Origin of the sequence: Hydrogenovibrio sp. JE_KL2 (assembly GCF_009296185.1) — a bacterium.
GTDB lineage: Bacteria > Pseudomonadota > Gammaproteobacteria > Thiomicrospirales > Thiomicrospiraceae > Hydrogenovibrio.
Genome location: NZ_WBJR01000001.1, coordinates 803,566 through 822,854 on the forward strand (window position 1 = coordinate 803,566; position 19,289 = coordinate 822,854).

Annotated in this window: 19 protein-coding genes; 4 read left to right on the plus strand and 15 right to left on the minus strand. The window is 43.1% G+C overall.

What is annotated here, in order from left to right; genetic code table 11:
• Positions 1-326: 326 nt before the first annotated feature.
• Positions 327-839, minus strand: coding sequence for an RNA pyrophosphohydrolase (locus F8R13_RS03840; protein ID WP_371414888.1), 513 nt, complete (start codon positions 837-839; stop codon positions 327-329).
• A 218-nt stretch (positions 840-1,057) separates the two neighbouring features.
• Here F8R13_RS03840 and F8R13_RS03845 point away from each other — a divergent pair, with 218 nt between their 5' ends.
• Entirely contained in the window at positions 1,058-1,711 is a 654-nt protein-coding gene (locus F8R13_RS03845; RefSeq protein WP_152831968.1) for an HAD family phosphatase, read from the plus strand.
• 329 nt (positions 1,712-2,040) lie between these two features.
• Here the strand turns inward: F8R13_RS03845 and ffh are convergent, their stop codons facing one another.
• Positions 2,041-3,420, minus strand: coding sequence for a signal recognition particle protein (gene ffh, locus F8R13_RS03850; RefSeq protein WP_152831969.1), 1,380 nt, complete (start codon positions 3,418-3,420; stop codon positions 2,041-2,043).
• Positions 3,421-3,585: 165 nt separating this feature from the next.
• On the opposite strand from ffh, the gene F8R13_RS03855 reads away from it, so the two are divergent.
• The 3 genes from F8R13_RS03855 to F8R13_RS03865 all read left to right on the plus strand — a co-directional run bounded on the left by F8R13_RS03855 (position 3,586) and on the right by F8R13_RS03865 (position 6,582).
• Positions 3,586-4,383: an inner membrane protein YpjD gene (locus F8R13_RS03855; protein ID WP_152831970.1), complete on the plus strand. Its 798-nt coding sequence runs from the start codon at positions 3,586-3,588 to the stop codon at positions 4,381-4,383.
• 157 nt (positions 4,384-4,540) lie between these two features.
• A complete protein-coding gene (locus F8R13_RS03860; protein WP_256370031.1) occupies positions 4,541-5,770 on the plus strand; it encodes an HlyC/CorC family transporter in 1,230 nt (409 codons plus the stop codon).
• Positions 5,771-5,772: 2 nt separating this feature from the next.
• A complete protein-coding gene (locus F8R13_RS03865) occupies positions 5,773-6,582 on the plus strand; it encodes an inositol monophosphatase family protein (RefSeq protein WP_152831972.1) in 810 nt (269 codons plus the stop codon).
• Positions 6,583-6,592: 10 nt separating this feature from the next.
• Here the strand turns inward: F8R13_RS03865 and F8R13_RS03870 are convergent, their stop codons facing one another.
• The 13 genes from F8R13_RS03870 to F8R13_RS03930 form a co-directional block, all read right to left on the minus strand.
• On the minus strand, positions 6,593-8,845 hold the full coding sequence (locus tag F8R13_RS03870; protein ID WP_152831973.1) for a PAS domain-containing hybrid sensor histidine kinase/response regulator: 2,253 nt from the start codon (positions 8,843-8,845) through the stop codon (positions 6,593-6,595).
• Positions 8,846-8,909: 64 nt separating this feature from the next.
• Positions 8,910-10,274, minus strand: a complete 1,365-nt coding sequence (gene radA / locus F8R13_RS03875; protein WP_152831974.1) for a DNA repair protein RadA — start codon at positions 10,272-10,274, stop codon at positions 8,910-8,912.
• A 47-nt stretch (positions 10,275-10,321) separates the two neighbouring features.
• A complete protein-coding gene (locus tag F8R13_RS03880; protein WP_152831975.1) occupies positions 10,322-10,972 on the minus strand; it encodes a cytochrome c1 in 651 nt (216 codons plus the stop codon).
• Complete coding sequence (locus F8R13_RS03885) at positions 10,972-12,207, minus strand: cytochrome bc complex cytochrome b subunit (protein WP_152831976.1); 1,236 nt, start codon at positions 12,205-12,207, stop codon at positions 10,972-10,974. The genes F8R13_RS03880 and F8R13_RS03885 overlap by 1 nt, the downstream gene beginning before the upstream one ends.
• Positions 12,207-12,806, minus strand: a complete 600-nt coding sequence (petA, locus tag F8R13_RS03890) for a ubiquinol-cytochrome c reductase iron-sulfur subunit (protein WP_371414898.1) — start codon at positions 12,804-12,806, stop codon at positions 12,207-12,209. The genes F8R13_RS03885 and petA overlap by 1 nt, the downstream gene beginning before the upstream one ends.
• A gap of 174 nt (positions 12,807-12,980) precedes the next feature.
• Positions 12,981-13,724 carry a Nif3-like dinuclear metal center hexameric protein gene (locus tag F8R13_RS03895; RefSeq protein ID WP_152831978.1) on the minus strand — a complete coding sequence of 248 codons (744 nt, stop codon included), beginning with the start codon at positions 13,722-13,724 and terminating at the stop codon, positions 12,981-12,983.
• A 69-nt stretch (positions 13,725-13,793) separates the two neighbouring features.
• Complete coding sequence (gene hisD / locus F8R13_RS03900) at positions 13,794-15,095, minus strand: histidinol dehydrogenase (RefSeq protein WP_152831979.1); 1,302 nt, start codon at positions 15,093-15,095, stop codon at positions 13,794-13,796.
• A gap of 21 nt (positions 15,096-15,116) precedes the next feature.
• Positions 15,117-15,752, minus strand: a complete 636-nt coding sequence (hisG, locus tag F8R13_RS03905) for an ATP phosphoribosyltransferase (RefSeq protein WP_152831980.1) — start codon at positions 15,750-15,752, stop codon at positions 15,117-15,119.
• Between the two features lie 13 nt (positions 15,753-15,765).
• Positions 15,766-17,022 (minus strand): UDP-N-acetylglucosamine 1-carboxyvinyltransferase, encoded by a 1,257-nt coding sequence (murA, locus tag F8R13_RS03910; protein ID WP_152831981.1) that lies wholly within the window; start codon positions 17,020-17,022, stop codon positions 15,766-15,768.
• 3 nt (positions 17,023-17,025) lie between these two features.
• Positions 17,026-17,253 (minus strand): BolA family protein, encoded by a 228-nt coding sequence (locus tag F8R13_RS03915; protein ID WP_152831982.1) that lies wholly within the window; start codon positions 17,251-17,253, stop codon positions 17,026-17,028.
• 21 nt (positions 17,254-17,274) lie between these two features.
• On the minus strand, positions 17,275-18,042 hold the full coding sequence (locus F8R13_RS03920; protein WP_152831983.1) for an ABC transporter permease: 768 nt from the start codon (positions 18,040-18,042) through the stop codon (positions 17,275-17,277).
• The gene (locus tag F8R13_RS03925; RefSeq protein WP_152831984.1) at positions 18,032-18,970 is read right to left on the minus strand and encodes an ABC transporter ATP-binding protein; all 939 of its coding nucleotides are present in this window, start codon (positions 18,968-18,970) and stop codon (positions 18,032-18,034) included. The genes F8R13_RS03920 and F8R13_RS03925 overlap by 11 nt, the downstream gene beginning before the upstream one ends.
• A gap of 19 nt (positions 18,971-18,989) precedes the next feature.
• Positions 18,990-19,289, minus strand: coding sequence for an STAS domain-containing protein (locus F8R13_RS03930; protein ID WP_152831985.1), 300 nt, complete (start codon positions 19,287-19,289; stop codon positions 18,990-18,992).

Sequence of the window (19,289 nt, forward strand, 5' to 3'; positions counted from 1 at the left end):
TATTAACCTCATTGGTTGGTATTGGTTTACCAGCTCACCATCCAACAGGGTAAGTCAGATGGTCACTCGGTCTGTGTAGTTCATACACAGAGCCGTCCAAAAAAACACCTTATTTTTCTGCTACTTAGTACTCATAAGGCGCCGAAACCCCTGAAAAAAGACACAGGAATTCCTATCTAATTATTAAAACAGGTGGCAATAATAACACTTTTTACATGGGGGCGCTATTGATGAAAGCCCCCTAGAGTAGTTGCTGCGGTGATAGAAGGGAAAGTTTTTAATGAAGAGAATGGGTTAGCGTTGCTAAAAGAATCTTTTGAAAAAGATTAACTCTCTGATTCCACAGGATTCTTTTCGTTCAACCAAAATTTTTGCAAGTGTTCTTCAAGCTCGGTCAAGGCCTGGTGATAAACCCCCTGTTTGAAATCGACGACATTTTGCACGGGAAGCCAATACTCAACCCACTGCCACCCTTCGAACTCGGGTGTTTCATGACAATCGAGGTTAATCTTCGCCTCTTCACCGACCATACCCAGCAAAAACCAGATTTGTTTTTGTCCGATACAAACAGGATGACTGTAGTGGCGAATGAGATGCTTGGGAAGATCATAAGAAATCCAATCTTTAGTTCGCCCCAATATACGTACATCGGAAGGGTCAAGACCGACCTCTTCTTTCAGCTCACGAAAAACAGCTTGTTGCGGCGTTTCGTGCACACAAACACCACCCTGAGGAAATTGCCACGCATCCTGATTGACGCGTTTTCCCCAGAATAGCTTACCTTCCTTGTTTACGATAATGATGCCGACATTCTGCCGATAACCATCTTCATCAATCACTTTTTACCTTGAAAACACTTAAATTTAATACTGATATTATGGCAGTAAAAGGCGGCAAGTTACAAATTTTTGCATTAAATATGCGTAAGGTTCTTCCTTACAACAGCCTCCTTTCTTTTTGCACTCACCTAATTCTTCATTGAGAATCTGCAATAACCCTGTGTTTTCGTTACAATAGGCCGCTATTTCAACTATTAATACTAAGATGATTTTTCGCTATGGCTCTAGCAATTTTTGATTTGGACAATACCCTCATCAGTGGTGACAGTGATTACCTCTGGGGCAAGTTTTTGATTAAGCAAGGTTTAGTTGATGCCGAAAACTTTGAGCAACAAAATGATTTGTTTTATGAAGAATACAAAAAGGGGTCGTTGGACATCATGGCCTACCAACGTTTCTCACTTGCCCCTATCGCTAACCGCCCGATGGAAGAACTGAATGCTTGGCATCAACAATTCATGGCGGAGTTTATCCAGCCAATCTATCTGGACAAGGCACAAGCTCTAGTCAACCAGCATAGAGAGAAAGGCGATACTTTACTGGTGATTACCGCCACCAACAGTTTTGTGACACGCCCTATCGCCAAGCTTTACGGCATCGAGAATCTTTTGGGTACCGACCCTGAGATGAAAAATGGAACCTTCACAGGCGAGGTGGACGGTATTCCGACTTTCCAACATGGTAAGGTCGAGCGCCTAAATATGTGGTTGGCAGAGACCGGCGAAACCCTAGAAAACAGCTACTTCTATTCAGACTCCCATAATGACATTCCATTATTGGAAGAAGTCACTTTTCCAACGGTTGTTGATGCCGATGATCAACTTCTGGCTCACGCCCAGAAGAAAGGTTGGCCAAGCATCAGTTTGCGTTAAACCGCAACGCAAACCTAAAGCAAACATCCCCCCAACCTGGCAGATTTTTACGCATGTTGCGTTGAATATTGGGTTAAACGCTAGGCATAAAAAAACCGGAACATGTTCCGGTTTTTTATTTGAGAGCTTTGCACGAGTGGGGCACGAGACACGAAGAACTCGACAACCGAAGGGATAAGTCGAGATGAAAATGAGATAAAATTTTTCTGAATTAGGCGGAAAAGGAAGCTAATAGCTAGCTATTGGCGAGTTTTTCAACAACATTCAGGGAAATTTTAGCCATTTTTGACCGTGCATCCATCTCGTGCAAAGCTCTCTACAAACAAGTGTTATCGCATACCTGGTGGCAACATGCCGCCGCCCATACCAGGCATCTTACCTGCCATACCACGCATCATGTTCTTCATGCCGCCTTTAGAGACTTTTTTCATCATCTTCTGCATTTGCGTAAACTGCTTCATCAACTTGTTGATGTCTTGCACAGTCGTTCCAGAACCCGCAGCGATACGTTTCTTACGCGACCCTTTGATAATCAATGGGTGTGCTCTTTCCTGAGGCGTCATGGAGTAGATAATCGCCTCTAAACGCTTAAAGTCCTTTTCCATCGCGCCTTGGTTGATTTGGTCTTTGACTTGCGCCATTCCGGGCAGCTTGCCCATCAAACCACCTAGGCCACCCATATTGTTGATCTGTTGTAACTGTTGCAAGAAGTCTTCCAAATCGAATTGACCAGTTTTTTGAACCTTCTTGGCAAACTTCTCAGCTTTTTCCTTGTCAATTTTCGTTTCGACTTCTTCAATCAAACTCAGGACATCGCCCATGCCAAGGATGCGACCTGCCATACGGTCAGGATGGAAAGGCTCCAATGCATCGGTTTTCTCGCCCATCCCGACAAACTTGATTGGCTTACCGGTAATCTCACGAATCGACAAGGCCGCACCACCACGCGCGTCACCGTCTGTTTTGGTCAATACCACCCCTGTCAGCGGCAAGGCGTCGTTAAAGGCCTTGGCTGTGTTGGCGGCATCTTGCCCTGTCATGGAGTCGACAACAAACAGGGTTTCAATCGGCTTAATGGCTTTATGCAAGCGCTGGATTTCCGACATCATTTCTTCGTCAACATGCAGGCGACCCGCAGTATCGAGAATCAATACATCGGCAAATTTTCTACGTGCTTCGGCATGGGCGTTCTTTGCAATATCAACCGGGTCCTGATCCGCTGTTGATGGAAAGAACATCGCACCCACCTGATCGGCAACTGTTTCCAACTGTTTGATCGCCGCAGGACGATAAACGTCGGCAGACACCACCATGACTTTTTTCTTCTCGCGCTCTTGCAACCATTTGGCAAGTTTAGCAACGGTAGTGGTTTTACCCGCACCTTGCAAACCCGCCATCATGATGACCGCTGGCGGTTCAACATTGAAGCTTAAAGGTTCGGCTTCGCCCCCCATGACTTCAGTCAATTGGTCACGAACGATTTTGATAAATGCTTGCCCTGGATTCAGGCTTTTGCTGACTTCTTGACCTATGGCACGTGCTTGCACTTGGTCAATAAAAGATTTCACGACAGGTAAAGCAACGTCAGCCTCTAACAACGCTTTTCGCACATCACGAATTGCATCCTTGATATTGGCTTCCGTTAGCTTTCCTTGACCGGTGATATTCTTAAATGTCTGGGCTAAGCGGTCTGATAGATTGTCAAACATACTGTCTTCCGAATAATTAGGTTGATCTCAAAATGCATGGGATGACGCATTTTTTTGTCAATTTATTTTAATTTTCGCTATTATACGGGTTTACGACTTAAATATCTAAGAAGACAGCGACAGCCTGTCAAACAAGAAAGAAAAAAGGGATCAAGGACTCATTGCATGTATACCGCTACGATTTTGTTAGCCACACTTTCCAGTCTGCTATATTTCTACACCACTTACATGCTTTGGAGACGTTTTGACACGGATACTGCGGTCGCCCAATGGCCTCGTTCAAAATTCCTGACCTTAATTGTCTTTGCAGCCATTTTCCAATTCTTGTCTTTTGCAGGAAGTCTGTATTCGGATGGCATGATTTTGTTTAGCTTCGGCACCTCTCTTTCATTGATCAGCTGGTTAGCAGTTCTTTCGTTACTGGCAACCAATCTGAATAACACCACCGAGAACTTAGGCATTTTTATCTTCCCGATTGCTGGGATTACCAGTTTAATGCCTTTTGTATCTTCGGAAGTACACCCACTCCCTACCGAGTTAGGAAGCCATGTTTTGATTTCCGTCAGCGCCTACAGCATCATGGGGCTTGCTACTGCTCAGGCGATCCTTTACTCGACTCAAGAAAAACGCTTCCGTAAAAAAGAATTAAGCACGCTTTTCAGGAACCTACCGCCATTACAGGTAATGGAAAAGATTCTGGTTCAATTAGTGATAATCGGTTTTGTTCTACTAAGCTTCTCGCTATTGAGCGGCGCTTTCTTTATGGAAGATATGTTCGCGCAACACCTCATCCATAAAACCTTCTTCGCAATCCTTGCTTGGCTGACTTATGGCGTGTTCTTGATTGGTCATTTCCGCTTCGGCTGGCGAGGTCAAAAAGCTGCCTACTATACGATTTGGGCTTATTTTCTGTTAATTCTGAGTTACATCGGAACTGAAATCGTGTTGCTTAATTTGAACTAAGTAATTGATTACTACAGAATAAACCCCATTTAATTCCCTAAACTTTTTGAAAAGTTCTTGATGCGACGAGTTTGTAGCCGATATAATTCCAGTTCGACTAACTACGTTATTATGAAAATTGAACAGTCTCCCCTTATCCGTACTCTTTAGCATCTTATTGCTTCTGATTATTCTATCCGCACTATTTTCCAGTTCTGAAACCAGTATGATGGCGATTAACCGCTATCGCCTGAAGCATAAAGTCAAAGAAGGTCACAAAGGCGCTATCAAAGTCGAACGACTATTGGAAAAGCCTGATCGTTTGCTTGGCGTCATCCTGCTTGGAAATAATTTCGTCAACATTTTTGCCTCCTCCATCGCGACCATTATCTTCATGCAATTATTAGGTGAAGCCGGTATTGCGCTTGCAGCAGGTATTCTGACATTGGTCATTCTGGTTTTTTCAGAAGTGGCACCAAAAACACTTGCCGCACTTTACCCTGAAAAAATCGCCTATCCAGCCGCCTATATTCTTGAGCCCCTGCTTAAAGTGCTATCGCCATTAGTTTGGATGGTGAACTTTCTGGCGAACGGGTTTTTGCGCCTATTTGGCGTTAAGGTCAAGGAAGAAGCTTCCGACAACCACGCACTAAGCCAAGAAGAGCTTCAAACGCTTATCAACGAAGCGACTGGAAAGCTACCGGTTGAATACCGCAATATGCTGAATGGCATTATGCAGCTTGAAAACATCACCGTTGAAGATGTCATGATTCCAAAGCAGGACATCTATGGCATTGATGTAAACGAGTCCATTGAAGAGATTACCAAGCGCATTGTGAAATCGCCTTATACGCGCATTCCTGTGTACCGTGACAATATAGATGAAGAGTTGATTGGTGTCGTTAACATCAAAAAGCTCCTGCCGATTATCGCCAAGAACAATATTACCCTGAAAGATTTGGTTAAAACCGCTCGCCCAGGCTACTTCATTCCTGAGACAACGACACTTAATATCCAATTGGCAAACTTTAATGAAAACAAGCGCCAGATGGCGCTGATTGTTGACGAATACGGCAACTTGCAAGGTTTGTTGACCATGGAAGATTTGCTGGAAGAAATCGTCGGTAAACTCAGCACAGATAAACGTACCAAAAGCGAATTGAATGCCGAAATAAATGAAGACGGTTCCATCACATTTGATGCCTCAGAATTTATTCGCGACATCAATAAGGCTTTCAACTTCGAGTTACCCACAGGTGGCCCTAAAACACTTAATGGTTTGATTCAAGAGGAACTTGAAACACTACCAGGTGTAGGCACTTGCTTAAAAGTGGGTGGTTACTGTTTGGAAGTGGTTGAAACGTCAAAACACACGATTGAAAAAGTCAAAATACACTTACCGGATTAAATATGTCTAACCACCCTTTTTCTGACGCTTCCCAGTGGGAAAAACTTAAAACCGGCATTATTGATTTAGCCAAACAAGAAATCCTACCTCGTTTCGAGAAGATCAGCGCGGAAGTCAAAAAAGATGGCTCTCTTCTCACAGAGGCCGATCTTGAAATGCAGAAAAAGACCAAAAGCTTTCTATATGACAATTGGCCTGAATTTGCATTTTTAGGCGAAGAATCAACACGCGAAGAACAGGTAAATGCACTTCAATCCGATATTGGATGTTGGATTCTTGATCCAGTCGACGGCACCAGCAACTTTGCCAGTGGTATTCCGGTATTCACCGTTTCGCTTGCGTTGGTTGTGCAAGGTAAGACTGTCATGGGTTTGGTGTATGATCCAAGCAGAGATGAAATGTTTGCTGCACGCTTAGGCATGGGGGCGGAACTTAATGGCAAGCAGTTTAGTGCTGACACGCCAAAAGAAAAAATGAAGCAGTGCATTGGTCTGATTGACTTCAAACGCTTACCTGCCGAACTTTCCATCAAGATCATTCAAGACAATCCTTATGCTTCGCAACGTAGCATTGGCTCTGTCGCATTGGACTGGTGTTGGGTGGCTTATGGTCGCGGGCAACTCTATTGCCACGGTGCGCAAAACATTTGGGATTATGCAGCTGGCTATTTAATTCTCAACGAAGCGGGTGGAAAAAGCAGCACTCTGACAGGTGAAGATGTTTTCGTCACCGAAGTGGTAAAACGCTCTGCTGTTGCTGCGACTACACCTGCGCTCTTTAGCGAATGGAAAACCTACTTGCTTGGCAATTAACGTCGTTACACTAGCCCCAGGTATCCAGCACTCGCCCTAGGTCGGACAAGTTGATAGGCTTGGTTAAAAAGTCATTCATCCCGACTTCAAAGACTGCTTTTTGTGCGGACTCAAAAGCATTGGCAGTCAACGCGATAATCGGAATGGTAGAAATATCACCATCTAGACCACGAATCACTTTAGCAGCTTCAATACCATCCATCTCCGGCATGTTCAAATCCATTAGCACCAAATCAAACTTCTGACCGCCTTTTAAGGCATCTACGGCTTCTAAACCATTCTCGGCGATAACGGATGTATGCCCCAACTTTTTCAAAATGGCTTGAATCAACATTTGGTTGGTCTGATTATCTTCTGCCACCAAAATAGATAGATGCTTAGCTTTTTTCATATTTTCTTGAGAGGCTTGCTCTCCTAAAGTATTCTGAGCCGTCGCTTCAGCATCTATCATAAGCGGAACTTCAAACCAAAAGGTCGTGCCCTTACCTATCTCACTATTAACACCAATTGAACCGCCCATCAAATCCACAATTTTTTGGCAAATCAACAGCCCTAGTCCTGTTCCACCATATTTTCTGTTAATGGAGCTCTCCGCTTGAACATACTCGTTGAAGAGTTTTTGCTTCTGCTCTGGTGTAATACCTATCCCGGTATCGGACACCTCAAAACGCACAAACATAGGATTATTCCGCGTAGACTTGGAAATCTTAAGCGTGATGCCGCCTTTTTCGGTAAATTTCGAGGCATTATTGATGAGATTTAATAGCACCTGACGCAGTCTAGCGGCATCACCTTTGCGATTAATAGGCAAAGCGGGATCAATCTGTAAGTCCAGATACAAACGTTTCTCTTGCACCATATGCTGATTCATTTTGGTGACAATTTCGACTAGCTGGGTCAAGTCAAACGGAATCTCTTCTAGTTCGAGTTTTTGGGCTTCCATCTTACTTAAATCAAGCACATCGTTAATGAGATTCAGCAAATGAACACCTGAGTGATGAATCATTTCAATTTGAGAACGATATTCTTCATCAAATTCATTCATCATCAGCAGTTGCGCACCGCCAATAACGGAGTTAAGCGGCGTGCGTATTTCATGACTCATAATGGAAAGAAAGTCCGCCTTGGCTTTCAGTGCTTGCTCTGCAACATCCTTGGCATCAATCAGCTTGGATTCGGCATCCTTTTGATGGGTGATATCAACCAAAAAGCCCAGTATCCAAGTTTGCTGATAATCATCCACTTTAATATTGATTGGCCCCTTTCCTCTCAGGAACCATTTGCAATTCTCATTACCCCCAACCTGGCAGATTTTTTCTTCTTTAATGGTGATTTTACGAGAACGGCTGGTATCAACATCCTCTTCATGCTGTTGCCTGGCCTGTTGGGGTGGCAAAAACTCAAAGTCCGTTTTCCCGATGATTTTTTTACGACTGTACCCCAGTTCAATTTCGGCTTGATGACTGAAGAAACGATAGCATCCATTCTCGTCCTTAACATAAATACTGATTGGAAGACTGTCGAGAATTTGCACAATCAACTGCTCTCTGGTCTTCAATGTCTGCTCAATCGCTTTCCTTTCGCTGATATTGTGTAGTGTCGCAATCATATGTGTGAGCTGGCCATCATCTTTGTCCGAAACAGCCTTAGCCGTCATCGCCAACCATATGTACTCACCAAAAATATTCTTGAATCGAAACTCTAGGTCGAATGCCCATGAGACTTCAAAATGAGCCTGAATCGTTTCCAATACACGGTTCTGATCTGATGGATGAATTCGGTCAATAAACTGTCCAAATTCATGACCTAACACCGAATAGTCGATAGTGCAGATCTCGTAAAAACTTTGGGTATAGTGGATATGTTTTGTTTTTAAATCTAGCTCTAGCCTGCAGGTCTGAGAGGTATCCAACATCATTTCATGTATGGATTTATGTGAACGCTTTGTATCGGACTCACGAACATTACCGAAGAAGAATTGCGCCAATAAACCTTCTCCCATCTCCGTGACGAAGAAACGGCAAGGCTGAACATTCTCTTTTAAATGATGGGTAAATGAAGTCGGTGCAGAGTGAGAGAAAGCTTGGATGATCTGAAGCTTGAGATCGACATCTTCATTCAAATCATAATCATCCCATAAGGCATCCGCTGCTTTATTTTGCCAGACGACAAACAAATTAAGGTCATCGTCCTTTTCAATATAGGCCGCCGCGATCGGTAAATCGCTAAAGTCTATCGACATTTGATCCAAAGCATTTGTCATAGGAATTTTTTCTTATCTTTTTGTTTATTCTAACCGAATTGCCGACAAATATTAAAAGCTTCGGCTAAAGCAGCTCGAGAGCCTCTGACAGTCGACTTACAGGGTAGATTTTCATGCCAGAAACAGGCTCTTTCGGCGCATTTGCCGCAGGGATGATCGCTCGTTTAAAACCATGCTTGGCCGCCTCAAAAATGCGTTCCTGTCCACTTGCTACCGGGCGAATCTCACCTGAAAGCCCCACTTCGCCAAATACTACCAAATCTTCCGGCAGTGCTTTATTGCGTAGACTGGAAACAACAGCCGACAATACGGCTAAATCGGCACTGGTTTCATTAACTTTCACCCCGCCGACCACATTGACATATACATCCTGATCGGACGCCTGAACTCCTGCATGCCTATGCAAAACGGCAAGCAGCATCGACATACGATTATTATCAAAGCCAACGGTGACCCGTTTTGGCGAACCATACGGAGAATCATCAACCAATACCTGAATTTCAATCAGCAAAGGTCGAGAGCCCTCCCAAACGACCATCACGACAGAACCGGGAGAAACCACTTCTCCTCTCGATAAAAAAATGGCCGATGGGTTTTTGATTTGTTTCATACCCTTTTCGGTCATGGCAAAGACACCTAGCTCGTTGACCGCGCCAAAACGATTCTTAATTGCCCTTAGCGTTCTAAAACGGCTATCTGATTGCCCCTCTAGGAACAATACCGTATCGACAATATGCTCCAACACTCTTGGGCCAGCGACCTCTCCCGACTTGGTAACATGCCCAACCAAGAAAATCATAATGTTGTTTTGTTTGGCAAAACGCGTGAGATAAGCGGCCGTCTCTCTAACTTGAGAAACACCACCTGCAGCACTGGAAACTTCTGAATGCTGTAACGTCTGGATCGAATCAACAATCATCACTTTAGGCTTTTCATTACTCGCCGCCTCGGCGATGAGCTCTACATCGGTTTCAGAATAGAGCTTTAGACTCTGATCAGGCAAGCCCATGCGTTTAGCACGCATTGCGACTTGTTGAAGTGACTCTTCTCCCGTCACATAAAGCACCGACATATTTTGACTCAGATGGCAAGACACCTGTAATAATAAAGACGACTTACCAACCCCCGGATCCCCACCTATCAACACAACAGAGCCGGAAACGACGCCGCCGCCCAAAACCCGATCCAACTCTTCAATGGAAGACGAAAAGCGCGGAACTTCATCCAAGCTGACATCATTTATGACTTTGATTTCGGAACTTTGTTCCCCCGCATAGCCCAACTGACGCTTGCCACTTGTTTTTTGCGTGCCTAGCTTTATTTCTTTAAGCGTATTCCACTCTCCGCAAGCAACACATTGTCCCTGCCATTGTGAATGTTCAGCACCACATTCGGTACAAACGTAAGCCGATTTCGATTTCTTTGCCATAAACTTCTTCTTGAAAATAAAAAGCCCGCATCAGCGGGCTTTATCATTTAGTGTTTAATATCTCGCCAATATTCTTTCTTCAATAGATAAGTAATGATAAAGAATATAAACAAGAACAACATCACTTTCCAGCCAAGAGATTCTCTTTTCACCTTGATAGGCTCACCGACATATTCCAAGAAATTGGTGATATCGGCAACGTCCTGATTAAATTGTTCTTTGGTCGAATAACGTTGAACACCTTCCAAGACATTGGGCATAACAGTTCCATGAAGGACTTTGTTATCCCACGTCTTAGTCTTTTTATCGTACTCAAAACCTTTCAAAAAAGTGTAGATATAATCAGGACCTTTTAGACGAGCCATCAAAGACAAATCTGGAACATGTGTTCCCAGCACTTCCATATCAACACCTGGCAACATACGAGTCATCACATCATCTACAGGCTTTGCTTGTCCATAAGCCATCTTCTTGACGATTTCGTCATCTGTCCACCCCAAATCACGCGCAATACGGTTATAACGCATGTACTTGATTGAATGGCACGCCATACAATAGTTTGAGAACAAAATTGCACCTCTTTGCAGAGAAGCTTTATCCTTGAGGTTAATCGGAGCCTTTTCCAGCTCAACACCATGAACGGCAGCTACGGAAACAAACGGCAGGATAAATAATAACAATCCAAATAGTTTTTTCATTAGCTTACCCTCTCTGGAACTGGCTTTGTCTTCTCAGATACCGAAGTAAACGGCAAGATAATAAAGAACAAGAAATAAGTTGCAGTGAAGATTCTTGCTAACTTGGTCAACTCTGGTGACGCCGGCTGTGTTCCCAACCAACCCAAAACCAAGAAACTGATTACAAACATTGTTAATAAAGCTTTATATGAAGCACCTCTATAGCGGATAGACTTCACTTTACAGCGATCTAACCAAGGCATAGCAAACAGAACGGCAATAGACCCCCCCATCGCGATAACGCCCATCAATTTATCTGGGATCGCTCTCAAAATTGCATAGAACGGTGTGAAATACCATACTGGCGCAATATGATCAGGTGTCTTCAACGGGTTTGCCGGCTCAAAGTTTGGCGGTTCCAAGAAGAACCCTCCACCTTCAGGCATATAGAACACAACGAATGCAAAGAAGAACAAGAACACAATGGCTCCCATACTGTCTTTGATAGTGTAATAAGGATGGAAAGCAATACCGTCAATCGGCAAGCCTTTGTCGTTTTTGTATTTCTTGATTTCAACACCGTCAGGGTTGTTCGACCCAACTTGATGAAGTGCAACGATATGCATAAACACCAGAACAATCAAAACCAAAGGCAAGGCGATAACATGCAATGCAAAGAAACGGTTCAAGGTAGCATCGGAAATAATGAAATCTCCTCTTACCCATGTTGCCAAATCATGCCCAATCACCGGAATGGCTCCGAATAGAGAGATGATTACCTGAGCTCCCCAATAAGACATTTGCCCCCAAGGTAACAAATATCCCATGAAAGCTTCAGCCATCAATACTAGGAAAATAAACATCCCCAGAATCCAGACTAGCTCTCTTGGCTCTTTATAGGAACCGTATAACAAACCTCTCATCATGTGAAGATAAATAACAATAAAGAATGCTGATGCGCCTGTAGAATGCATATAGCGAATCAACCAACCCCAGTCGACATCACGCATGATGTATTCAATAGAGTTAAAAGCTTCGGCAGCACTTGGCTTATAACTCATGGTCAACCAAATACCGGTAATGAACTGGTTTACCAACACCAATAGTGCTAAGGATCCGAAGAAATACCAGAAGTTGAAGTTCTTTGGCGCGTAATACTCACCAACGTGAGCATTCCAAGTGCTTACCAAAGGGTAACGTCTATCAATCCAAGCTAAGATAGAGTTCTTAGGTCTTTCATGTGTAGCGTTTGACATTAAGCAACCCCTTTCTTAGCGTTTTCACCCACTCGAACAATTGAGGCGGTTTTAAAGTAGTAAGGAGGAATAACCAAGTTCGTTGGCGCAGGAACACCTTTGAAAACACGCCCTGCCAAGTCGAACATGGAACCGTGACAAGGACAGAAGAAACCACCTTCCCAGCCTTTTTCCATATCTGGTGAATTCACAGCAGGACGATATAAAGGAGAGCACCCTAGGTGAGTACAGACACCAACTACAACCAAATATTCAGGTTTAATCGAACGATATTCATTGCTGGCATATTTAGGTTGTATGGATTCTTTAGAATCCGGGTCACGAAGCTTAGGATCCATCTCAGGCAAACGTTTTAGCATATCTGGCGTTCTTCTGACAATCCATACAGGCTTTCCACGCCATGACACGGTCATCATCTGGCCAGGTTGAAGGTGACTGATATCCGCATCTACAGGTGCACCGGCAGCCTTAGCTTTCTCACTTGGCTGCCATGAACTTACAAATGGAACAGCCAGAAAAGTTGCCCCTGTTGCCCCTAGCACACCCGTTGCAGCCGTTAAAACTTTACGGCGCGTTAAGTTATTATTCTCATTATGCACATTTTGTGACATAGGGTTTTCCTCTACTTCCCCATTGAGCTATCTCAATGTTAGGTTGCTTAAGTTTAGAATCGACGTATTTTAGCAAAGCCACTTTTGGGTTACATAATTATATTTATATAACCTCATAAAAAAATTTATTTCATAAAATGCTAATATATTTATGACTTGCTGTTAAACAGGATTATTGATATCGCAAAAAACAACCTCTAATGCAAAATGCTTTTGAAGGTGTTCACCCAGCATTTTCACCCCTAATCTTTCCGTCGCATGATGACCAGCGGCCAAATAATGAATGCCGGACTCCAGGGCTTGATGCGTCGTTTGCTCAGACACCTCTCCACTGATATACACATCCGCATCCCAGTCGATTGCCTGTTGAATATAGTTTTGTGCACCACCACTACACCAGGCAATTTTTTGAACTTGAGGTTTGCCACCAGGTAAGTGTAAGGACTTCCTATCAAGAGACTGATCTACAAAGCTTTTAAAAGCTTCCATTTCCGTAGGTGTTGACAACATCCCCAATCGAACCAAACTCGTTGGTTCCGGGGTAATATCTTCAATATTCCATAGAGCAGCCAACTGAGCATTGTTTCCAAGCACGGGGTGAGCATCTAGCGGAAGATGATAGCCAAGCAAATTGATGTTATGACGCAGCAAAGAATCAATACGCTTCTTTTTCATGCTGGTTATTGTTGGAATTTCATTTTTCCAAAAATAGCCATGGTGAACCAACAATGTATCAGCCTCTAATTCAATCGCTTTGTCTATCAAAGCCTGCGATGCTGTAACACCTGTGACAATCCTACGGATGTCTTCGGCACCTTCTACCTGTAGTCCATTCGGCGCATAGTCTTTAAAGCTCAAAACCTTTAGATAATCATCCAAATAATTTAAAAGTGCTTTTCTATCCATGTTTTGTCACCCCCGATAAAAAAAATGACCCAAATAGGCCATTTTTATTTAGGATTTTCGATTGGAAAATTACTTTTTCACTCGATATCTTGCAGATGCTGCATGAGCCTGCAAACCTTCTCCGTCAGCCAGTACGCCCGCGACTTGACCCAGTACATTCGCACCTTCAGCAGAACACATAATCAAACTGGAACGTTTTTGGAAGTCATACACACCTAGTGGAGATGAAAAACGCGCCGTTCTCGAAGTTGGTAATACATGGTTTGGCCCTGCACAGTAGTCACCTAGTGCTTCTGCAGTGAAACGTCCCATAAAGATCGCGCCCGCATGTTTGATTTTTGGCAATAATGCTTCTGGGTCTTCAATTGAAAGTTCTAAGTGCTCTGGCGCAATATAATTAATCAATTCAATCGCTTGATCTTCATTGTCCACAACAATAATCGCACCACGATCTTCCAATGCCTTTGTGATGATTTCTTGACGAGGCATTTCAGACACCAGCTTATTCATGCTTTGATAAACTTTTTCAGCAAAGTCTGCATCCTGAGTGACCAAAATCGCTTGCGCATCTTCATCATGCTCAGCTTGAGAGAACAAATCAACCGCAATCCAATCAGGATCTGTTAACCCGTCACAATAAACTAGGATTTCAGAAGGCCCTGCAATCATATCAATACCAACTGCACCAAACACTTCTCGCTTAGCCGTCGCGACATAAATATTACCGGGACCAACAATCTTATCGACGCATGGAACCGTTTTCGTGCCATACGCCAGTGCAGCAACAGCTTGTGCACCACCCAACTTAAAGACACGATCCACATCACAGATCGCAGCCGCAGCTAGTACCATATCGTTCACTTCGCCATCTGGCGTTGGAACGACCATAATCAAATCTTTTACACCTGCTACTTTTGCAGGCACTGCATTCATAATCACAGAAGAAGGATAAGCCGCTTTTCCACCTGGAACATATAAGCCGACACTGTCCAGAGGAGTCACTTGCTGACCAAGCATCGTACCGTCAGCTTCCTTATAACTCCAAGACTTCATAAGTTGTTTTTCATGATAGTCTTTAACGCGTTGAGCAGCCAACTCTAAACCATCCTTCTGATCTTGTGGGATGCGGTTCAACGCTGCCATTAACTCTGCTTTAGGGATTTCTAAATCTGAACCCTTCTCCAAGCTCAAACGATCGAATTTCGCCGTATATTCAAGCAAAGCTTCATCACCACGAGTTCTGACGTTGCGAATAACATCCTTTACAACCGTGTTAACCGATTCATTTGAAACGGTTTCCCAAGCAAGTAGTTTTTCAAGTTCTGGCTTAAAGCCTTCTGAATTGATTGAGAGTTTTCTGATATTTAACATAGTGATAACTTCCAACTTTAATTAGGTATTTGAGATAGCTGTTTGAAACTTCTCAACAATTTCGTTTATTTGATTGAATTTGGTTTTGTATGCATGCTCATTCACGATCAATCTAGAGCTGATATTGGCAATATGCTCTTCTGGCACCAACCCATTCGCTCGTAGCGTATTTCCGGTATCGACTAAGTCTACAATCTTATCTGCTAAATCAATTAATGGTGCAATTTCCATCGAACCATAAAGCTTAATCAAATCGACCTGTTCACCCTTTTGAGCATAGTAGGCTTTAGCTGAGTTGATATATTTGGTTGCAATCTTTAAGCGGTGTCCATGAGGCTTAGGGGTTTCAGGCCCTGCCACCATTAAACGGCATTTTGCGATTTGTAAATCCAACAACTCGTATAGATTGTCTAATGGCGCTTCCATCAAAACATCCTTACCCGCGACACCGATATCCGCAGCTCCATGAGAAACGTAAGTTGGTGCATCGGTAGCGCGCACAATCAAAAGCCTTACATTTTCCTGGTTGGTTGGAATAATAAGCTTTCTGCTCTTACTAGGATCTTCCAAAGGCAAAATGTCTGCAGCTTCCAAAAGCGGCAAAGTATCTTTGTAAATTCTGCCTTTTGATAAGGCGATTGTTAATTGGTTATCCATTTTCGTTCTTCTGTTAATTTGCTCTGTAGATATGGGCGCCCAACTTGTGGAACTTTTCTTCTATCAACTCGTACCCTCTATCAATATGATAGATGCGACTGATGACAGTTTGACCCTTTGCCGCCAAACCTGCCAAAATCAAACTGGCAGAAGCCCTTAAGTCTGTTGCCATCACAGGTGCTGCGGTTAAGCTCTTTACACCATGTGTCTGAGCCGTATTGCCAAACACTTTAATGTCCGCTCCCATTCTGATCAACTCGGAAACATGCATAAAACGATTCTCAAAAATCGTCTCTTCCACATTACCTTCACCTTGCGCCAGAACATTCATCACAACAAATTGAGCCTGCATATCTGTTGGAAAGTCAGGATACGGGTCAGTCACAATATTGACGGGCTTCAGCTCTCTATTGCGCATATCCAAGGTAATAGAATCTTGTGTAGCCGTTACTAAGGCACCCGCTTCTCGAAACTTTTCCAATACCGATTCCATATGTTCAGGATTTGCATGCGTTACCGTGATGCAACTATGCGTTATTGCCGCTGCAGCAAGATAGGTTCCCGCCTCAATACGGTCAGGAATCACACTGTAGGCGACCCCTTTTAAGGAATCAACACCATCAATCGTTAACGTGCTGGTTCCGATACCAGAAATTTTGGCGCCCATCTTGTTCAAGAAATTTGCCAAGTCTGACACTTCTGGCTCTCTAGCAGCATTCCTCAAAACTGTACGACCTTCAGCAAGTACCGCAGCCATCATCAAGTTTTCGGTACCGGTCACAGTGACTGGTTCCATAGTAATATCAGCACCTTTCAGCTTGTCTGCTCTGGCTATGATATAACCCTGTTCAACTTTTATCTCAGCGCCCATTTTTTGCATACCCTCAATGTGGATATTAACTGGACGTGAACCGATGGCACAACCACCCGGTAAAGAAACTTTGGCTTCTCCAAAACGTGCCAATAAAGGTCCCATTACCAAAATTGAAGCCCGCATTGTTTTCACTAACTCATAAGGTGCTTCCTTGGTCACAATATCCGAGGCATCAATTTCAATATTCAATTGTTCATCGAATAGGACTTCAACCCCCATGGTCGCTAGCAATTGAATCGTCGTTGTCACATCTTTCAAATGCGGGACATTCGATAACTTAACTGGTGTTTCGGCAAGAAGACAGCCCATTAAAATAGGCAATGCAGCGTTTTTCGCGCCAGAGATTTGTACTTGTCCAGACAGGCTGCATGGACCATCAATTACCAATTTATCCATAGTCTATTCTTTTTCCGGAACGGCCGTTTTAATTGACAAGGCATGAAGCGCACCACTTTCAAACTCTTGTTTAAAAATATCATTCACCATTCTGTGACGTTGCAAAGGTGATTTCCCTTCAAACTCAGCGCTAATTACTTCGATTGCAAAATTACAATCTTCGCCACTGGTTACAACTTGCGCATCAGAAATAGCCGCTTGAATCTTGTTTCGAATATTTTCGGGAGACATAATTTTCCGCTTCTTAAAAACTTAATCGCGTATTTTAACGCCTTTGAATAACAAAATCAGATTAATCGCCGTTATCCCAAAAAAGAAAGCAACCGTGATGGTTAAGCTTAATGCAATAGATACATCTGACTGCGTAAAGAAACCATAACGAAATCCATCAACCATATAGAAGAAGGGATTCAAGTGGGAAATGTGTTGCCAAATATTCGGTAATGCATGAATGGAATAAAAAACACCACTTAAGAAAGTCAACGGGACAATGATGAAGTTTTGAAACGCTGCAAGCTGATCAAACTTGTCGGACAATAAGCCTGCTGTCAAACCTACCGAGCCCATAATAGCAGCGCTTAATACCGCAAAAAGAAGAATCCACCAAGGATGATTCATCGTCAAATCAAAACCAAACATTCCTACCAGTAACACCCCTACACCAACAGCAAGTCCCCGAATGACGGATGCACCAACAAATGCAAGATACAGCTCCAAGGGAGAAATGGGACTCAGCATGACAAAAGTTAAGTTTCCATGCATTTTTGACTGAATGATACTTGAAGAGGTATTGGAAAAGGCATTTTGCAACACCGTCATCATAACCAAACCTGGAATCAGAAATTGACTATAAGTCAAACCACTAAACACCTCAATTTTCGTATCAATGACTTGCCCAAAAATCAGTAAATACAGTAGCGACGAAACCACAGGCGCGAAAATAGTCTGAATGGCAACCGAGTAAAAACGTCTAACCTCTTTAACAAAAAGTGCCCAACAACCAACAAGATTAAAGTTCATTGTCTTGCCCTCCTGTCAAGCTGATAAACACTTCCTCTAAGGTTGCATCTCTACTAGTAATATCCTTGATTGACAACGGCGAAGCAGACAACCACGACATGACTTGATTCAAAGGCAATTCTTTCTCAACTTTAAAAACCACTTCGTTCACATTGAAACTGTCCAAACGATTTGCCAAATCCAGAGTGCTTGAAAGCATGGCTTTTTCAAATCGCTGAGATAAACTCACTCGAACATAACGGAAAGGATGCATAGAAACCAAATCTGAAGTCGACTCTAAAGCTCTTAACTGCCCTTTTTGAAGTATTGCCACTTTTTCACACAAAGACTCTGCTTCTTCTAAATAATGCGTTGTCAAAATAATCGTGTGACCTTTTTGATGAAGCTCTTTGGTAAAGTCCCACAATGTTTTCCTTAAGTCGACATCAACACCTGCTGTTGGTTCATCCAAAACGATGACATCGGGCTTATGAACCAGTGCCATTGCAATAAGAACACGTCGCTTCATGCCGCCAGAAAGCTGATTGGTATTTGCATCCGCTTTCTCACTTAAAGCTAGCCTTTCAAGTAACTCCCCAATCCATTTATCTTGCACACTTCCAGAAAGACCAAAATATCCAGATTGAATCGTTAGAAGTTCTTTGATTGAGAAAAAAGGATCTGAAATCAACTCTTGAGGAACCAATCCGAGTTGACGTCTAGTTTGACGATAAGACTTCTCTGTATCATAACCGTTAACAAGGATATGACCTGAACTCGGCTTCACAAGCCCTGCCATGGAATTAATTAAAGTCGATTTACCCGCGCCATTTGGCCCAAGTAATCCAAAAAAAGCTCCCTTTTCAACTTCAAAGGAAACCCCTTTCAGCGCCTGTAAAGTGCCATAAGCCTTACTGACATTCTGAAATGAAACTGCCGCACTAGTCATATTTTTTAATGTGTTTTAGTTAAGCCGATAAAAATGGCTTTAGTTCATAAAGATCAATCAAGCCAGACATGTCTTCCGGTAAAGAAGTCACTTTCACCTTGTGTCCTGCCTTGGCTTGTAAAAAGAGAATCAATGCCAAGCAGCTACTGTCTGCAGAGGTGACAAGAGAACAATCAATCTCTTCAATCTTCTGCTCAGCAATCCAAGGATTGTTCTTAAATAATTTGCTGATAGCGTGAACCGTCAAATCTCCCGTTAAGGTAAGCGTCTTATCTTTAACCACATAAGCCGTTTGCTCAGACATATTCACTGCTTTCAC

Bases quoted from the DNA above. Each gene is read 5' to 3' on its own strand.
- F8R13_RS03845 (WP_152831968.1), top strand. From the start codon at position 1,058: ATGGCTCTAGCAATTTTTGATTTGGACAATACCCTCATCAGTGGTGAC.
- ffh (WP_152831969.1), bottom strand. From the start codon at position 3,420: ATGTTTGACAATCTATCAGACCGCTTAGCCCAGACATTTAAGAATATC.
- F8R13_RS03855 (WP_152831970.1), top strand. From the start codon at position 3,586: ATGTATACCGCTACGATTTTGTTAGCCACACTTTCCAGTCTGCTATAT.
- F8R13_RS03865 (WP_152831972.1), top strand. From the start codon at position 5,773: ATGTCTAACCACCCTTTTTCTGACGCTTCCCAGTGGGAAAAACTTAAA.
- F8R13_RS03870 (WP_152831973.1), bottom strand. From the start codon at position 8,845: ATGACAAATGCTTTGGATCAAATGTCGATAGACTTTAGCGATTTACCG.
- radA (WP_152831974.1), bottom strand. From the start codon at position 10,274: ATGGCAAAGAAATCGAAATCGGCTTACGTTTGTACCGAATGTGGTGCT.
- F8R13_RS03880 (WP_152831975.1), bottom strand. From the start codon at position 10,972: ATGAAAAAACTATTTGGATTGTTATTATTTATCCTGCCGTTTGTTTCC.
- F8R13_RS03885 (WP_152831976.1), bottom strand. From the start codon at position 12,207: ATGTCAAACGCTACACATGAAAGACCTAAGAACTCTATCTTAGCTTGG.
- F8R13_RS03895 (WP_152831978.1), bottom strand. From the start codon at position 13,724: ATGGATAGAAAAGCACTTTTAAATTATTTGGATGATTATCTAAAGGTT.
- hisD (WP_152831979.1), bottom strand. From the start codon at position 15,095: ATGTTAAATATCAGAAAACTCTCAATCAATTCAGAAGGCTTTAAGCCA.
- hisG (WP_152831980.1), bottom strand. From the start codon at position 15,752: ATGGATAACCAATTAACAATCGCCTTATCAAAAGGCAGAATTTACAAA.
- murA (WP_152831981.1), bottom strand. From the start codon at position 17,022: ATGGATAAATTGGTAATTGATGGTCCATGCAGCCTGTCTGGACAAGTA.
- F8R13_RS03915 (WP_152831982.1), bottom strand. From the start codon at position 17,253: ATGTCTCCCGAAAATATTCGAAACAAGATTCAAGCGGCTATTTCTGAT.
- F8R13_RS03920 (WP_152831983.1), bottom strand. From the start codon at position 18,042: ATGAACTTTAATCTTGTTGGTTGTTGGGCACTTTTTGTTAAAGAGGTT.
- F8R13_RS03925 (WP_152831984.1), bottom strand. From the start codon at position 18,970: ATGACTAGTGCGGCAGTTTCATTTCAGAATGTCAGTAAGGCTTATGGC.